The organism is Pseudoalteromonas sp. US3C1004 (assembly GCF_048401065.1).
GTDB lineage: Bacteria > Pseudomonadota > Gammaproteobacteria > Enterobacterales > Alteromonadaceae > Pseudoalteromonas > Pseudoalteromonas undina.
Map to the genome: position 1 here is coordinate 490,238 of NZ_CP183073.1, position 16,506 is coordinate 506,743.

General features: G+C 38.4%; 13 protein-coding genes. 4 read left to right on the forward strand and 9 right to left on the reverse strand.

Annotated features, from left to right (window positions below; genetic code table 11):
- Positions 1 to 63 precede the first annotated feature (63 nt).
- The gene (gene tyrS, locus ACNSN3_RS02270; RefSeq protein WP_075170414.1) at positions 64 to 1,263 is read left to right on the forward strand and encodes a tyrosine--tRNA ligase; all 1,200 of its coding nucleotides are present in this window, start codon (positions 64 to 66) and stop codon (positions 1,261 to 1,263) included.
- Positions 1,264 to 1,312: 49 nt separating this feature from the next.
- Here the strand turns inward: tyrS and ACNSN3_RS02275 are convergent, their stop codons facing one another.
- The 4 genes from ACNSN3_RS02275 to folE2 all read right to left on the reverse strand — a co-directional run bounded on the left by ACNSN3_RS02275 (position 1,313) and on the right by folE2 (position 4,706).
- Positions 1,313 to 2,266, reverse strand: a complete 954-nt coding sequence (locus tag ACNSN3_RS02275) for a cobalamin biosynthesis protein CobD/CbiB (RefSeq protein WP_418608463.1) — start codon at positions 2,264 to 2,266, stop codon at positions 1,313 to 1,315.
- Entirely contained in the window at positions 2,267 to 2,974 is a 708-nt protein-coding gene (mtnN, locus tag ACNSN3_RS02280) for a 5'-methylthioadenosine/S-adenosylhomocysteine nucleosidase (RefSeq protein WP_418608465.1), read from the reverse strand.
- Between the two features lie 112 nt (positions 2,975 to 3,086).
- Positions 3,087 to 3,683, reverse strand: a complete 597-nt coding sequence (locus ACNSN3_RS02285; protein ID WP_054202260.1) for a DUF2726 domain-containing protein — start codon at positions 3,681 to 3,683, stop codon at positions 3,087 to 3,089.
- A gap of 102 nt (positions 3,684 to 3,785) precedes the next feature.
- Complete coding sequence (folE2, locus tag ACNSN3_RS02290) at positions 3,786 to 4,706, reverse strand: GTP cyclohydrolase FolE2 (protein ID WP_418608468.1); 921 nt, start codon at positions 4,704 to 4,706, stop codon at positions 3,786 to 3,788.
- 197 nt (positions 4,707 to 4,903) lie between these two features.
- Between folE2 and arcB the strand changes: the two genes are divergently transcribed.
- The gene (arcB, locus tag ACNSN3_RS02295) at positions 4,904 to 7,222 is read left to right on the forward strand and encodes an aerobic respiration two-component sensor histidine kinase ArcB (protein WP_418608470.1); all 2,319 of its coding nucleotides are present in this window, start codon (positions 4,904 to 4,906) and stop codon (positions 7,220 to 7,222) included.
- A 7-nt stretch (positions 7,223 to 7,229) separates the two neighbouring features.
- Here the strand turns inward: arcB and arcA are convergent, their stop codons facing one another.
- The 4 genes from arcA to trmB all read right to left on the reverse strand — a co-directional run bounded on the left by arcA (position 7,230) and on the right by trmB (position 11,981).
- Complete coding sequence (gene arcA / locus ACNSN3_RS02300; RefSeq protein WP_008110444.1) at positions 7,230 to 7,946, reverse strand: two-component system response regulator ArcA; 717 nt, start codon at positions 7,944 to 7,946, stop codon at positions 7,230 to 7,232.
- A gap of 459 nt (positions 7,947 to 8,405) precedes the next feature.
- Positions 8,406 to 10,010 carry an ATP-binding protein gene (locus ACNSN3_RS02305; protein WP_055013350.1) on the reverse strand — a complete coding sequence of 535 codons (1,605 nt, stop codon included), beginning with the start codon at positions 10,008 to 10,010 and terminating at the stop codon, positions 8,406 to 8,408.
- Between the two features lie 183 nt (positions 10,011 to 10,193).
- Positions 10,194 to 11,219, reverse strand: coding sequence for a methyltransferase (locus tag ACNSN3_RS02310; protein ID WP_054202257.1), 1,026 nt, complete (start codon positions 11,217 to 11,219; stop codon positions 10,194 to 10,196).
- A 36-nt stretch (positions 11,220 to 11,255) separates the two neighbouring features.
- Positions 11,256 to 11,981 (reverse strand): tRNA (guanosine(46)-N7)-methyltransferase TrmB, encoded by a 726-nt coding sequence (gene trmB / locus ACNSN3_RS02315; protein ID WP_418608473.1) that lies wholly within the window; start codon positions 11,979 to 11,981, stop codon positions 11,256 to 11,258.
- Between the two features lie 150 nt (positions 11,982 to 12,131).
- Here trmB and mutY point away from each other — a divergent pair, with 150 nt between their 5' ends.
- Both mutY and ACNSN3_RS02325 read left to right on the forward strand, forming a co-directional pair.
- Positions 12,132 to 13,193, forward strand: a complete 1,062-nt coding sequence (gene mutY / locus ACNSN3_RS02320) for an A/G-specific adenine glycosylase (RefSeq protein ID WP_055013348.1) — start codon at positions 12,132 to 12,134, stop codon at positions 13,191 to 13,193.
- A gap of 34 nt (positions 13,194 to 13,227) precedes the next feature.
- The gene (locus ACNSN3_RS02325) at positions 13,228 to 13,500 is read left to right on the forward strand and encodes an oxidative damage protection protein (RefSeq protein ID WP_008110439.1); all 273 of its coding nucleotides are present in this window, start codon (positions 13,228 to 13,230) and stop codon (positions 13,498 to 13,500) included.
- Between the two features lie 90 nt (positions 13,501 to 13,590).
- Here ACNSN3_RS02325 and ACNSN3_RS02330 read toward each other — a convergent pair whose 3' ends face one another.
- A complete protein-coding gene (locus ACNSN3_RS02330) occupies positions 13,591 to 16,374 on the reverse strand; it encodes an ATP-binding protein (protein ID WP_418608476.1) in 2,784 nt (927 codons plus the stop codon).
- Positions 16,375 to 16,506 lie beyond the last annotated feature (132 nt).

Sequence of the window (16,506 nt, forward strand, 5' to 3'; positions counted from 1 at the left end):
CTAGCAATAAATCGTGAGCATATACACCCCCTTCGTTGTCAGAATTTTTTGGAGTAACACACAGTGGATTTACAAACCGCTCTAGCAGAGATAAAACGCGGTGCAGAAGAGATATTAATTGAAGATGAGTTGGTTGAAAAATTAAAGTCGGGGAAAAAGCTAAAAATTAAAGCTGGTTTCGATCCTACGGCTCCAGATTTGCACCTAGGTCACACTGTACTAATTAATAAAATGAAAACCTTTCAAGATTTAGGTCATGAGGTTATTTTCTTAATTGGTGACTTTACCGGTATGATAGGCGATCCAACGGGCAAAAATGTTACCCGTAAGCCACTGACTCGTGATGATGTGCTTGCTAATGCTGAAACCTATAAAGAACAGGTTTTCAAAATTTTAGACCCAGCTAAAACAACTGTTGCTTTTAACTCTACGTGGATGGAGAAGTTGGGCGCGGCTGGAATGATAAAATTGGCAGCGCGCCAAACTGTGGCACGCATGCTTGAGCGTGATGACTTTAAAAAGCGCTATGCTGGCGGTCAATCTATCGCAATCCATGAGTTTTTATATCCACTAGTACAGGGTTGGGATTCAGTTGCACTTGAGTCTGATGTTGAGCTAGGAGGCACCGATCAACGCTTTAACCTATTAATGGGTCGTGAGCTGCAAAAAGATGAAGGTCAAAAACCTCAAACCGTACTAATGATGCCTTTACTTGAAGGGACTGATGGCGTTCAGAAAATGTCAAAGTCACTAGGAAACTACATAGGTATTACTGATACGCCTAGCGACATGTTTGGTAAAATCATGTCAATTAGTGATGTACTAATGTGGCGTTACTATGACTTGCTAAGTAGCCTTTCTATTGAGCAAATTGCAGCGCAAAAACAGCGTGTAGAGCAAGGCACTAACCCGCGCGATATTAAGATTGAATTAGCGAAAGAGTTAATTGCACGTTTCCATAGCGAAGCCGATGCGCAAGCTGCTCATGATGACTTTATTCAGCGCTTTCAGAAAAAAGCACTACCTGATGAAATTCCAGAGCTGACAGTTAACATTGATGAAGACACTATTCTAATTGCTAACTTGCTAAAAGAAGCTGGCTTAGTGGCGAGTACTTCAGAGGCCATGCGTATGATCAAACAAGGCGCAGTAAAGCTTAACGGCGAAGAAAAAATTACAGATACCAAATTGGAAGTAGAAAAAGGAACAACCGCTATTTACCAAGTAGGTAAACGTAAGTTTGCAAATATTACTGTAGCCTAAAGCTTCAGAGAGTATAAAAACCAGCTTTGGCTGGTTTTTTTATAACTGATCAAAAAGTTAGAACAGCCCTAATAATTTCAACGCTAATAATAATTAGTAGCCAAAAAAAACGGGCTTGATTTAGGGTGTTGAGTAGCTTTGGGACATCATCAGCACTTGGCAAGCGTTCTACACCGACCCGCATTTTATTGAAACGCTGCTCAATATAAATAGCAGGCCCACCAAGTTGCACCCCTAAAGATGCTGAGCACACACTTAGTAACCAGCCAGTATTTTTTTGATAAAAATGGCGGCCATAATGCTTAATATAATGCATGCTTTTCTTACTGGCTTTAAGTGAAGCTATTGTCAGCGCGAGTAACCGCATGGGAATGTATTCAATAATAAAAAGAATTAGTTTAAGCGGCTTCAAAAAAGCGCTGTCGGGAGCTATATCAGTGCGCCATGCTTGTTGGATTAAGGTAAGCAAGCGGTAGGCGAGAGTTGCAATGGGGCCTAATAGTAAAAAAATAAAAATTACCACAAAATAATGACGGGCCGTTCTTAGTATGACACTTTCCATAACCGCTTTAATAATCCCTGGGTTTGAAAGTGCCTTAACTTCTCGGGCTACTAGTGGTTTTAATAATTCTCGAGCAGTTGATTTTTGATTTTTTTTGGTCAATTTCGCAATACGTATCGCTTTTTTATTTATGCTACTGCTTTCTAGGCACAAGTATAAAATAAGACCGGATAGTAGTTCAGGGTAAAAGGCAAACTCCAGCAGCAAAACGACAATAATCATAATCACAGTTAGAACAAGTGTGCTTGCTAATGAAGCGGCTAAATAATGATATTGTTTGCTGTCTGTTTTTTTATAAACACGCTGGCCAATTGCGTTAAAAATTGCAGAAAGTATATGGTTAGGGTGATACCAGCTAACTAAAGGTAAAAAGCGCTCAGCTAGGAGCGCACAAATAAATACAATAAAGTCCAAATGATTTTGAACAATATTATTGAGCATTTACAGCGTAACCGCCGTTAACTTTTCTAGTAATGCCACAACCATTTTTGATGAATTAATAGAGGCTGTTTCTAAGTACTCTTCAAATGATTGCGGTGACTCTTTGCCAGCAATATCAGACATTGAGCGAATAACAACAAATGGTGTGTTAAGTGCAAAACACGTTTGTGCAATTGACGCACCTTCCATTTCTACTGCTAGCATTGTAGGGAAGTCATTGCGTGCTTTTTCAATGCGAACAGGGTCACACATAAATGAGTCACCAGTACAAATTAAACCAACAAGCGTTTTTACTTCGCTAATTTGTGCAATTGTTTGCTCGGCGGCTTCTACTAGTTTAGTGTGCGCTGCAAAGCCTGCTGGCATTTGTGGTACTTGGCCAATTTCGTAACCAAATGCGGTTACATCTACATCGTGATGACGAACTTCTGATGAAATCACCACATCGCCAACGTTAAGCGAAGGATCGAAACCACCGGCAGAGCCTGTGTTAATAACACAATCAGGTTTGAAGTTATCGATAAGTAAAGTGGTTGCAATAGTTGAAGCGACTTTACCAATGCCTGATTGCACTAAAGTAACAGTATTACCTGCAAGCTCACCAGTATAAAACGTAAAGCCTGCTTTGGTTAAAACCTGTGGATTTTGCATCGCTTCGCGCAAAATTTTAACTTCTGGCTCCATGGCGCCAATAATACCAACATTCATAGTGTTAAATTCCTAAATTTGAATAGGCTGATTATACGTGAAGTCTGCTATAAAAAACAAAAAAGCGAGTCATTTAAAATGCTCGCTTTAATACATTGCTTTAACTCAGTAGTTATATTTCAGCAAGGGCAGTTGAATGTGCTTTTGCTTGAGAAGGTGATAATACCGCAGGCTTATGGACTCTAGTACGAGTCGGGCGCGAAGGTTGTGATTTAGCAGGTTTGCCTAATTTAAACATAATGGCATCGCGAACTTCACTCGGGCGGTAGCCTGATTTCACTTTCATACGAATATGTGGAATGCCAGCGGCTTCTAATGCACCGTTAACAAACCAATCACGTTGTGCTTTGTGACCATCTTTGTTGGCGTTATTAACTAAGTCAACCGCTGCCACTATGGTCATTTTTTCTTTGTCGACTAGTACAAAGTCGAGCTGTTTATTTTTTGCTTTAGCCAATGCCGCACGTTTAGATTTGACAGATAGACCTTGTTTACAGTCAATCACATCGATTAGTTTAACGCGACTAACAATTTTATATTGATCGCCAACAGCGCGTTCTAATAAGCCTAGAAACGCCCCTTCTACTTGGGTAAATACACTTTGCTTGCGAGTAAAAGGATAAGGGTTTCCGCCGTCATCATTAAATTTTGACGCAACCACAGATGCCCCAACAACTAGCACTAATATTAATAATAAAGCGAATTCCATACGGTAACTCCATAACAACAAATTGACACTGCTTTTCTAAAGCAATTTATGTGCCCAAATAGTTGTTATGGCTATTTTATTAACGAATGGGGATGAGCGCTATTATGCTTTATAACCGCCTTCAATACCTTTTACGGCAATAGCGACGGCATCATGAGCATGTAAAGACTCATAATGGTTTATTTGCAGGAAGTAATCGCTAAACTCTTTTGACTCTAACGTCGTTTTAATTTTTCGTGCTGCGTCTTCACAAAACATCAGGTTTTGACCATTTAAACGGGCAAACTCTTGTTCGTCTTCACGTTTTACCGCAGCTTGTACTGGTGTTTTAAGCTCATCTTCTAGTAAGTTTATTAAGTTAACTACATCAAACTCTTGAATATTTTGATCTAGTTTTACTTTAACATTAGCAATAGAGCGCTGTGAATGCGGGGTTGCTACAATGCCTTGAGTTGTTCCAAGCCACTCTAAAACCTCAGATTGAGTTAGTGTTTCTTGAGCAAACTTTTCGCTAAACGCATTTTGGATAAGTTGACGAGCAAGGGCTGCAGAGCAGGGGCAGGTTGATGAGTAAGTAACATCAACACTGAGTTCAAAACTAATGACGCCTTGATTTATGGTACTGGTAAGTACAACTGGGTAGCTTTTCCAGCCGGCTTTGCCACTAAGTAATGATTTACGGCGCAGTGGTAATTCAAATTTAAATTCGATTTGTGCTTTATCGCTTAAGCCTTCATGGCTGGTGATAAAGGTATCTAATGCTTGTGCTAAGGTGTGCGGGTTGACCTGCTGCTCAGTTGAGAGGTGATCAAGTGCTAAAAACAGACGCGACATGTGGATGCCTTTGGCGTCTTCTTGGTGTAAATTAACAAAAGCGCGTGCTTTTGCATTAACGGTAACTGGAGCTAAATCAAGAGATTCAAAAATAAAAGGCAGCTCTATATCGCCCATTCCTACCCAGTCTAATTTACCTGTTTGTAATGCGGCAGCCGTGATAGCAATATCTGGCATAGTCGTTTGCATGATACGTTACTCGTTATTTGCAATATTTAAAACGTCACATTTTACACTAAATAAAGAGTTGCTGAAATGCGGCAAATAACGCCAAACATGAAATTTTGTTGTTTTTATCGCACAACATGAAAATCGCTGATAGAAAATGCTAAAATTAGCCTTTAATCATACTTACTTAAGCATTTAGCTAAGAGAAACACTGATATATGACAGATTCTTCTTTGAACCCGTGGGTTCGAGTTCTTTCCAGTTCAATAACTCGTTTTGGTGAGTTTAAAACTGCAGCTATTTGCTATGCATTATTACTGACAGTATCGCTGGTTTTGTCGAGTATGTTTTACTATGTTGCCATTGGGGAAGTGAACTTAGTTGATATATTGGCTGTAGTATTTTTTACCTCAGTTGTTTCCCCTCTGGTGATTAGCGTACTGCTTAACTCTATTCGGCAACTTGATGCCTCTTATGCCTATTTAGATAGTGCCACAAAACAAGAAAAGCTTTTAAATCAAACTCTCAAAGACAATATTAATCGTTTAAACATTGAAATTGATGAACGTAAAATGGCCTTTCATGCTAAGCATAGAGCAATAGAAGAGCTTAGACGTGAAATTGCAGAGCGTAAAAAAACGCAACAAGAACTCGCGCAACAAGGCATGTTATTACGCTCCATTGTAGACTCCTCACCAGATTTATTTTATTACCGCGATAACAACGGGGTGTTTGCCGGTTGTAATAAAATGTTTGAAGAGGTGATGGGCAAAACCAGTGGCGAATTAATTGGCAAAGCCGCAGAAGAAATATTTCCAAGCCACTTTTTATCAGAAGTATTAAGAACCGATGAGCAGGTTGAACGCACTCATCAAGGTTTAACTATTGATGTAGAGTATTCTGTAAATGGTGAAATAAGATGGTTTGAACTCAGAAAACTCCCCTTTATAAATGAGCAGGGCGATTACATTGGTCTACTAGCCTTTGGCCGTGATATTACCAGCCGTAAAGAAGCCGCGCAGGCACTGGAAACTGCTTACAAAGATAAAGGGAAATTTATTGCCACATTGAGCCATGAATTACGCACTCCGCTCAATGGTATCGTCGGTTTAACCCGAATGCTATTGGATACTGAACTTAATAAACAGCAGCGTAGCTGGTGTAATACGGTGTTTTCAAGCGCCGAAACGCTGGGTAATATATTTAACGATATTATAGATTTAGATAAAATTGACCGTGAGCAACTCGATATTGCCGCTAACGAAATTAATGTGTCTGACTTTATCAATGATGTGGTTAACTTTGCAGGCCTTATTGCGGAGCAAAAAGAACTTTCTTTTGAAGTAAAACGCTCTGGAATGCTTGATATATACGCTTTACTTGATCCTACACGTTTACGCCAAGTAGTATGGAACTTAATTAATAATGCGGTTAAATTTACCCAGCACGGTAGTGTCACCTTAGATTGTGCTAGAGAGAACCGCGAAGATGGCCCATGGCTTATTATAAAAATACTCGATACCGGTGAAGGGATTCCGCAAGAACAACTTACCCGTATTTTTGATATGTACTACAAAGCGCCCGACCTTAAAGGGACCAATGCGATTGGCTCAGGTATTGGCTTAGCCGTAACAAAAGCGTTAGTAAGTGCTATGAAAGGCATTATAACTGTTAATAGTACTCCTGGAGAGGGCAGTTGCTTTACCGTTCAAATTCCGCTGAATTTATGTAGTGCTCCTACCGAACATAGTTATGTAGGGCGTAGCTTATATATTTTATTAGTGGAAGATGTGCCACTTAATGCTGAAATTGCAACTAACCTATTAGAACAACGTGGACATGAAGTACTGTGGGCTGAAACGGGAGAAGATGCTTTATCGTTTGTAGAAACCGAAGATGACCTAGATTTAGTATTACTTGATATGCAGTTGCCTGATATTAATGGTGATGAAGTAGCAAGACAAATTCGCGCACAAAGCCATTTTGACCCGCTTCCTATTGTGGCACTTACCGCCAATGTTCGCAGTGCTGAAGAGGAGCTTGAGGGGATTTCTATTCAAGGGGCGTTAGCTAAACCGATAAACACCAGTAAGTTAGATAATATGCTCGCTGAACTCTTTGGCATTCAACAAGCGCAAGTTGAGGCTCCTCAACGAGTAGTTAATCAAGAGTTATTAAATCAAATTAATACTGACTTGCTAGATGTTGAAACCATTGAAGACTTTGTAAACTCGATGGGCGTTGAAGTATTTAAACGTAGTAGTCAGTTGTTTGCAAAACTAAATCCGCAATATCAACAAGAGCTATTAGGATCATTAAAAGCAGCTGACAGAGAAGAGTACAAATCCGTTGCGCATAAGTTAAAAGGTGCCGCTGGGTCGGTTGGTCTGAATGATGTGCAGTTGCATGCAAAGCAAATGGAACATGGTGCGCTGGAACAAAGTGATGAAGTATTAACAGTCTGGCTTGATGAATTAGCAGACAAAATAAATGAAGGACAACGGGCCCTTCATTTATTTTTACAGCAATTAGAGTAAAAACTAATTAGCTGTCGATTTTACCAATGAAGCGGTAACCTTCACCATGAATGGTGCTGATTAACTCAGACGTTGAGTTGTCGCTTTCAAAGTGCTTACGGATACGACGAATGGTAACATCAACTGTACGGTCGTTAGCGCGAAGCTCACGGCCAGTCATGTGCTTAATTAGTTGCTCACGGCTGAATATACGACCTGGAGAGTCAAGCATTAAACGCAGTGCTCTGTACTCGCCTTTAGGTAGGCGTTTTGCATCTCCATTTGGAGAAGTAAGGCAACGACTGTTTTCGTCAAGTTCCCAACCGTTAAAGGTGATCACGCCATTGGTTTCAATAGCTGATTCTTCACCACCTAATGCAGTACGCGTAATTAAGTTACGTGCACGAATAGTTAATTCTCGTGGGTTGAAAGGCTTAGTAATATAGTCATCAGCACCAATTTCAAGACCTAAAATACGGTCTACATCGTTGTCACGGCCTGTTAAGAAAATAAGACCAACTTTACGTTTTTGGCGTAACTCGCGAGCTAAAATAAGCCCGTTTTTACCTGGCAGGTTGATGTCCATAACTACAAGATTGACGTCATCGTTATTTGTAAGCTTATCATGCATATCATCGCCATCAATGGCTTCAATAACTTTGTAACCTTCAGCTTCAAATAAACTAACGAGGTTTAGTCTAGTTACGTCTTCATCCTCTACGATCAGAATGACTGGCGTTTGCATCTTTAATTAACCTTTTTGGAGTGTGTTTTATTTATAAAATCGGCGTGATCATCAGAGCCGACTACTAGAATTATAGGATTATATCTAAATGTTAACAAGTAAAAACAGATTAGATATAAACAGCTGCGCGCCAAAACCTACTATGACGTATTATTAAAAACCGCGGCTTAATTGATACTTAACGTTGGATGTATAATTTGAATTATAGAGTCGAAGCCATTTCCCTTTAATAATTGATACATCCATCAACCACCTAAAGATACTTAAAATAATCAGACTAATTCAAAACGGAATTATATCACTTTCCAACTTTTCATCAATGTATGTGATATGTTAAACACAATTAAGTTCATTAATTGTGTGGAAATACAGCATTAATGATACAACAGTTTAGTTGGCTATGTATTAGTATGGTCATAAAGTTGTAATTCAAGAGGGGAATAAGAGTTATTTCGCTTTTTAAAAAAGTGTAATAATAAATCGGGCCCCTTGCTGATACTCGGTATCTAACACAATTTCCCCAGCCAAAGCTTGAGTCACTAAATTGTAAACTAAATGCATTCCTAAGCCACTGGCTCCTTGGCCGCGCTTTGATGTTACAAATGGGTCAAATATTTTTGCTCGTATATTGCTTTCAACACCTAGGCCGTTATCTGTGTAGGTAATTTGTGTTTTTGTTTCTGTTGCTACAATATCAATCTGCACTTCATTGTCACCGCCAGCTACAAATCCGTGTAACAGGGAATTTAAAATTAACTGATGAAAAACTTGCTGAAGTGGCCCTTTTTTACTTTCGACGGTTAAATCTGATGGACAATTTATAAGGACTTTAGGGTTTTTAATTTTTAGTTCTTGCCCCATAGACAGTAGAGTATCACTAATTAATTGTTGTATATTAACAGTGCTGGTTATTTCATCATCTTTGATCACTGCAACTTTTTTAAAGTTAGAAATGAGCTCTGCAACGCGGTTTAAGCTGCTATATATTAAGTCTAAGTTTTCGATACCATCGTTAGTAAATTGTTCAAATTGACTCGCAGTTAGTGATTTATTATGAAATTTAACCTGCAGTTCCGCGAGTTTATCCCGCAATAGAGTAGAGCCTGTAATACCAAGTCCAATCGGTGTATTTACCTCATGGGCAACCCCTGCCACCATTTGCCCCAATGAAGCCATTTTTTTGTTTTCGACAATTTGAGTTTGGTATTGGTGCATCTTTTCCAGAGTGGATAACAGCTCTTTATTAGCCTCTCTGAGTGCGATAGTGCGTTGACTTACCTTCTCTTCAAGGTTTGAGTTTAGCTGCTTAATTTCTTGTTTATCTTCTTCATGGCGTTCTATTTGCCTTTGTGTACGTGCAAGCATTACATTTAAGCTATTAGAAAGCCGAGTTATTTCAGTTAGGTTCGTTAAAGGCGCACGTGCATAGTAATTATGTTTTTTAGCTATGTTTTGCAACAACAAGCTTAAGTTTTCTATTGGACTGGCTATCCTTTTTTGTAGCCTTAAAATAATCAAAGAAATAAAAATAAGTATTAAAGCCATAATAACGATATCGATTATAATCTTTTTAGTTATTAGTTGATTTAAGTTATCTAAGCTGCCTCTAATATATACATAGCCGAGCAGCTGTTCATTATTGAGTATTGGGGTAATGTACTCAATATACTCGTCACTAACCTGTGGTTCAGAAAAATCATTAATATTATCTGTTTTAATGGGGACTGGTGGTGATTTTCGGGCATTAAAGCTGGTAAAAAAGACTGGCTTATTAGATTGCTCATCTAAGGCGTAAATATGTAAATTTGTGACGGATGATACTTGTTGAAGCAGCTTTAAGCGCCTTTCTTCTGCAGGCCTGTTTTTATTTAGCAATGAGGGCATCGCGTCGAATGCAATGATCTCTGATACCAACACAAGTTTGCTAATGAGCTGTTTTTTTTGCTCTTGCGCACTTAAATAGGTAGAAATTGAAAGCGATAATAACAAACAGATAGCTGTTATAAGCATGATGGTTTTAAACAATATGCTACGAATGCTATTTTGCTCTACAGTTTTGGGCATTGCGAGAAGGTCATCCGTGTCAATTGTGAGTCTAATGATAATAGTTTAGCAAAAACAGAAAAAAGTGAATTAAAAAGATTAGCTTAATTACACTTTTTATTTTTAGCTAATCTACTTATGAAACATAAATATGTGGCTAATATAGCCCATATTTATGTTTTGACAGGATATTAATAACTTATTTTAGCTACTGTATACGGCAAATTTGTTGTTTTTGAACACGGTGTGGTAGCTATCAAATTGGGTTTCTAAAATTGGTGGATATTTCAAAAAGCTATTAGCCACTATGGTCAGTTTGCCTGCCTTAGTTAAATGTTGCTTTGCATGGGTTAAAAAAGATTCCGCAACGCTGTAGTCAGTTGCAATCCCGGTATGAAATGGCGGATTGCTAATAATTAAATCAAACTTGCCAACAATACTATTTAAACCATCACTGAGTATGGCTTCACCGTTTACATTATTTAGCTTAAGCGTTTGCGTTGTTGCATAGGCTGCAAGTGCACTTACGTCACTACAGGTAAATGTCAGTGCTGGATTTTTTAGCCCTAAAAAAGTAGCAATAAGTCCTGCGCCACAACCAAAATCAAGGACTTTCCCATGTTTTAAGTTAGGAGCATTCTCTAATAGCATTTTCGTTCCAGCATCTAGTGCACCATGGTTAAACACACCAGGAATACTGACTGCTGTAAACTCAATATCGCTCACACATACCGTAAACTCTTTATGGTAAGTGCTAATATCAAACGCGCTATTAATAGTGAGCTCTGAAAATGAATATAAAACACAGTGTTTTGCTGAGTCTATTTTATTACTAAATTCAGCCTTACCGGCGAGTTGCTTTTCAATTGACTTAACACCGCTCTTGTTTTCGCCAACAACGAGTAGCTCTGCATCTTTGCTTATCACAGCACGTATGTTGTCTAACGCCATTAATAGCTCAGGTTTAGATTTAGGGTAATAAAGTATTACCAAATCATAATCGCCCGAATTAATTGTGTGGCTGATGGTTACGTCAATACCCGATATGTTTTTTGCAAATTCACCATTAGCGTGGTTATAACTAAAAGCGGTTATTTTACTTTGTGGATTGAGCGTTTTTAGCTCATTTAAAAAGCCATCTTGAACAAAGTTGACCACCAATATTGATTTACCTTTTAACTCTTCACTGTTACGAAGTAATAGTAGGCTCGGATTGGTTAATACGCTCATAAATGGCTTTACCTTACTTGATTATTTAATTAACGGTTACTTAGTACGTTCGAATATTAAATCCCATACGCCATGACCTAAACGCTGACCACGCTGTTCAAATTTAGTCAAAGGACGTAAATCAGGACGAGGTACATAGTCGTTAGTCTCAGATTGGTTTTTGTAACCTGGAGCTGCTTGCATTACTTCTAACATATGCTCTGCATAGTTTTCCCAATCGGTTGCCATGTGAAATACGCCACCGATTTTTAATTTAGAGCGGAGTTTTTCAGCAAACTCAGTTTGTACTATGCGACGCTTGTGGTGACGCTTTTTGTGCCATGGATCAGGAAAAAATAACTGCAAGGTTGATAAGCTTTCATCGCTTATACAATCAGCAAGAACTTCTACTGCATCGTGTTCAAATACGCGCAGATTAGTAACGCCAGCTTCGTCAGCATCCATTAAACATGCGCCAACGCCTGGGCGATGAACTTCTATGCCGATAAAGTTAAGGTGTGGTGCATTTTTTGCCATTTCAACTAATGACTTACCCATACCAAAACCAATTTCTAGCACTACATCATTGTCATTGCCAAAAACTTCGCTTAAATCAAGTAGGCCGTTTTTATGTTCAAGCCCCATTGTTGGCCAGCATTTTTCGATTGCAGCAGCTTGGCCTTTGGTTAATCGGCCTTCGCGTTTTACAAAACTGCGAATAGTGCGGATATACTTACCTTCTTGCTTAGCTTGCTCAAGGTTGTTGTTACTTGATTCACTCATATTATTGGCCTGACAAAACAATGTGTTTAAAAATGGTTGCGTATTATCCCTGACCAGCGCTAGGTTGACAAGCATTAGGGCGTTATAGCTTGATCTTTTCAGTCACTACAATAGACTGAGCCGCCATTGAGCATTAGTAAAAAAGTAAATATGTTGGATTTAAAAAAACAGCAGTCAGCTTGGTTTTCCAACCAAGTAGTTGACTGGTATCACCTTCATGGGCGCAAAACGTTACCATGGCAATTAGCTAAAACGCCATATAAAGTGTGGGTATCTGAGGTGATGTTACAGCAAACTCAGGTTGTCACTGTTATCCCTTATTTTGAAAAGTTTATGCAAAGCTTTCCCGATATTATTGCTTTAGCAAATGCTGATGAAGATCAGGTTTTGCATCATTGGACAGGTTTAGGTTATTACGCTCGTGCACGCAATTTACATAAAACCGCTAAAATAGTTCGAGATAAATACCAAGGTCAGTTTCCTAGCACGCTTGAAGAAGTAATGGATTTACCCGGAATAGGGCGCTCTACTGCTGGCGCTGTTTTATCATTATCTTTGGGGCAGCATCACCCTATTCTTGATGGTAATGTTAAAAGAGTGCTTGCTCGGTTTTTCATGGTTGAAGGTTGGTATGGAGTCAAAAAGGTAGAAAATCAGCTTTGGCATTTAAGTGAACAACTCACTCCTAAAAATAATGTAACAGAGTTTAATCAAGCTATGATGGATTTAGGTGCAAGCTTATGTTCGCGCAGTCGCTTTGATTGTGAGGCGTGCCCGTTAAATAGCCGTTGTGGTGCGTTTAACGCAGGTAAAGTTAAGGAGTTCCCTCACTCTAAACCTAAAAAAGCAGTGCCTAAAAAAAGCTGCCACCAGTTAATTATTAAACATAACGACAAAGTGCTTATGGAAAAACGCCCAAACAGTGGTATCTGGGGCGGATTGTTTGGATTTTTTGAATTTAATGAGTACAGCGAGCTCGAAACTTTTTTAGCGCAACAAGGGCTTAAAAGTGACCTTAATGAAGTAGCGCCTTTTACTCATGTATTTTCACATTTTGAGCTCACAATTAACCCGCATGTACTTAATATTGAAAAAGCCCCGGATGTTGTTAATGACAAGCAGTTGGTATGGTATCCACTCGATCAATCAATAGAAGTAGGGTTAGCTGCACCGACTAAAAAGTTGGTTAAACAAATTACGGCAATAGTATAGAATAGCGATATATTTAGCATTAAGGGGAACAATCATGGCACGTACAGTATTTTGTCAAAAGTTACAAAAAGAGGCCGAAGGGCTTGGTTTTCAGTTATACCCTGGTGAACTTGGTGAGAAAATTTTTAATAATATTTCTAAAGAAGCCTGGGGGCAATGGCAGCATAAACAAACTATGCTGATCAATGAAAAGCATTTAAACATGATGGATCCAGAGCATCGTACTTTTTTAGAAGAGCAAATGGTTGGCTTTTTATTTGAAGGTAAAGAAGTTGAGATTGAAGGTTATAAGCCAGTAGAAAAATAAATTAACTGTGCTTAGGTTAATTAATAAAAAAGGGCTCTAAGCCCTTTTTTATTGCGTTAGCAAACGTTCTTAGTAACATATACTATTTAGTTAAATAAGTTCGTTCTGTTCCTCATTATTTTTAATTTGCTCTTTTAAGAACTGCGCTGCTCTTGAGTATTCAATTTCGAGCCCATCTCTCATCTTAATTAACTCATCAGCACTTACTTCATCGCTCTTGCACTTATCTTCAAATGACTGCGCTAAATCAGCAACAATATTAGCTCCTACTGTTTTTGATATAGATTTTAATTGATGGCAGGCAGATAAAATTTCAGCTTTGTTACTTTGCAACACAGCAAAGTTAATCGCTTTAATTTGTTCTTGGCTCTGTTCTAAATACATTTTAAAGAAGCGGATTATTTTAGCATCATCGCCATTTATGTACTTATTCGCTGATTCCATATCTATAGGCATAACAGACTTTTCGGCCGAATTCACCTGTTGTGGTTGTTCGCTGTATAAATCACTCCATTGCTTTAATGTGTCTTCAAGTGCATTAAGCTCAATAGGTTTAGTAATAAAGTCGTTAATACCCACTGCTAAACATCGCTCTCTCTCTCCCTTTAGAGCATTGGCAGTAACAGCAATAATATAAGGTTGTGCGTCAATTGATTCGAGTAATGAAGCTTCTTCTCTAATTTTTTCAACCATGTCGTAGCCAGACATTTTTGGCATATGTAAATCGGTTAAAATGAGCGAGTAGCTATTTTTACGCCACATATCTAAACCTTCTTCACCGTTATTAGCTACCTCTACACTGTAACCTAGTATATGTAGTTGTTCGGTGAGTACCTCTTGGTTCAATCGGTTATCTTCTACCAATAATACCAGCCTATTTGCAGCGAGTGCCTCTTCTGAACTTAGGTAGTGATTCATCGTTCTGGCTTTTTTAATTTGCTTAGGCTTATGTAAGCCGGCAGCCACTAAAATTGAAAGCATAAAGTTAGATTTACACAAAGGGGAGGCGTTAATATAAAAAATATTTTTATGGTTAATAACCGCTTCATCTAACTTACTTAATACCACCATTTGTTGGTTATTATCTTCTAATGAGTAAAGTAAACTTCTTAGTAGGGTACTAATACTACTCATGTCATCAATACCATCAACAACCCAAATAATATCCTTGGTTTCTTGATGAGCTTCTATATCTTGCTGCTCATGAGCATAGGTTATTTTAGCTCCCATAAATGACAAGTAACGGTAAATTACTTTGCCGCGTTCTGCGTTGTTACTAACAACAATGACATGTTTACCATTAAGTGTATTTTTATGGGCAAATTCAATTTTACCTGCGGTTGAAAAGGGCAGTTCAACAGTAAACTCACTCCCTATCCCTTCATGACTTGTTACATGAATGGTACCAAGCATTAGCTCAGTTAAGCTTTTACAAATTGAAAGCCCAAGCCCTGTACCACCGAACTCTCGCGTAATTGAGCTTTCTGCTTGGGTGAACGGGTTAAAGATTTTTCTCAACTGAGATTGACTCATTCCTTTACCGTTATCACTTACGCAAAAACGCAATGTAAAGTGATCGGCGGTGTTATGTGCTACTTCTACTGATATTCTTACTTTCCCCTGGGTTGTACCATTGGTGCTGGTAAACTTTATGGCATTACTACATAAGTTATATAGCACTTGGCGCACTCTAACAGAGTCCCCCTTAAGGTTGTTGGGTATATCGGGGGCAATTGATAAATCGAGTTCTAGGTGGCGATTTTTAGCAACCGACGATAACACCTTAGCAACTTCTTCTAGCGTATCGGCAACGGAAAACGGAACTGGATCTATATTGAGCTTTCCAGCCTCAATTTTAGAAAAATCTAAAATATCATCTAAAATACTTAATAACGAAAATGCTGATTCACGAATAATAGTACTTAAACGTTGCTGGGCACCATCAAGCTCTGTTTGACGAAGTAAATCAATAGTGCCAATTACGCCATTCATTGGTGTTCTTATTTCATGACTCATAGTGGCTAAAAAGGTGGTCTTAGTTTCGCTGGCTTTTAATGCTTTTTGAGTTTGCTTTTCTAATTCAAATGTTCTGCTTTGTACTTCTGTTTCAAGGCTAGTTTGTAGTTTTTTTAATTCTTTTTGTGCAGCCTGATCGTCAGCTTGAACCGTACTTACTTTTTTTAGCAGCAAGTTAATTTGTTGAGCAACGGTTTCTAATCCGCCTTCGAGTTGCTCATTAAGCGTGCTTTGATAGTTATCATTTTGTGTAATTGCTTTGAGTTCTTGAGTGAGAGAGTCGGTATTTTTATGTAATCGTTTATTAATATGCTTATTAAACGTAATAGCTAACGCAAACAGCACTATCAGAGCAACAATAGCGGCAAGGTACGCATTCATAAATAAGTTTTGTGTAGATGATGCAATTAAAGGTTGTTTTTGCTCAATAATAAGCTCAGCAATTACCTCCCCATTTACTGAAATAACATGATGTAATATGCCTTGCTCCTTTACATACTCATTAATAGCTAAAGGCTCAATTAAGTTACTATTATTGCTATAAACCAACTCGGTTTTATTGTTCGGATTAAAGCGGTGCAGGGTATATTTAAAATTATTATTGAGTAAGCTTGCGGTATCAAGAAGTGATTTGACTTTGTCTTGCTCGTGTATAGTTAGTGCTTCTACTATGGGTTGCTCAAGACGCTCAGCAAGTTTTGTTACCTTGATGGTTGAAACAGGGTTAACTTCTTTGTGCTCAGTATTGCTTTGTGAGTAAAGCGAATAGGCGACTATAAATAATGTGGCAGTTATAAGGTTACTAACTAAAAATAAAGGTAGTAAGCCTTTGATTGCTGGAGAAAACTTACCCTGCATGAATTTTCCTATCGTGGTATTATTAGAACGGTAAGCCTGTACCGAAAGTTATATACCAATCGTAACACCTAAAAAAAATAATTCACTACGTTTTTTAAAGTCTTTTGTTGAATAAATGCACTGCATTAACGA

What these genes read in the sequence shown, in the direction of transcription:
- ACNSN3_RS02325 (WP_008110439.1), top strand. Translation starts at nt 13,228, where the DNA reads ATGGCACGTACAGTATTTTGTCAAAAGTTACAAAAAGAGGCCGAAGGG.
- ACNSN3_RS02285 (WP_054202260.1), bottom strand. Translation starts at nt 3,683, where the DNA reads ATGGAATTCGCTTTATTATTAATATTAGTGCTAGTTGTTGGGGCATCT.
- ACNSN3_RS02305 (WP_055013350.1), bottom strand. Translation starts at nt 10,010, where the DNA reads ATGCCCAAAACTGTAGAGCAAAATAGCATTCGTAGCATATTGTTTAAA.
- mtnN (WP_418608465.1), bottom strand. Translation starts at nt 2,974, where the DNA reads ATGAATGTTGGTATTATTGGCGCCATGGAGCCAGAAGTTAAAATTTTG.
- trmB (WP_418608473.1), bottom strand. Translation starts at nt 11,981, where the DNA reads ATGAGTGAATCAAGTAACAACAACCTTGAGCAAGCTAAGCAAGAAGGT.
- ACNSN3_RS02275 (WP_418608463.1), bottom strand. Translation starts at nt 2,266, where the DNA reads ATGCTCAATAATATTGTTCAAAATCATTTGGACTTTATTGTATTTATT.
- ACNSN3_RS02330 (WP_418608476.1), bottom strand. Translation starts at nt 16,374, where the DNA reads ATGCAGGGTAAGTTTTCTCCAGCAATCAAAGGCTTACTACCTTTATTT.
- arcA (WP_008110444.1), bottom strand. Translation starts at nt 7,946, where the DNA reads ATGCAAACGCCAGTCATTCTGATCGTAGAGGATGAAGACGTAACTAGA.
- ACNSN3_RS02310 (WP_054202257.1), bottom strand. Translation starts at nt 11,219, where the DNA reads ATGAGCGTATTAACCAATCCGAGCCTACTATTACTTCGTAACAGTGAA.
- mutY (WP_055013348.1), top strand. Translation starts at nt 12,132, where the DNA reads ATGTTGGATTTAAAAAAACAGCAGTCAGCTTGGTTTTCCAACCAAGTA.
- folE2 (WP_418608468.1), bottom strand. Translation starts at nt 4,706, where the DNA reads ATGCAAACGACTATGCCAGATATTGCTATCACGGCTGCCGCATTACAA.
- arcB (WP_418608470.1), top strand. Translation starts at nt 4,904, where the DNA reads ATGACAGATTCTTCTTTGAACCCGTGGGTTCGAGTTCTTTCCAGTTCA.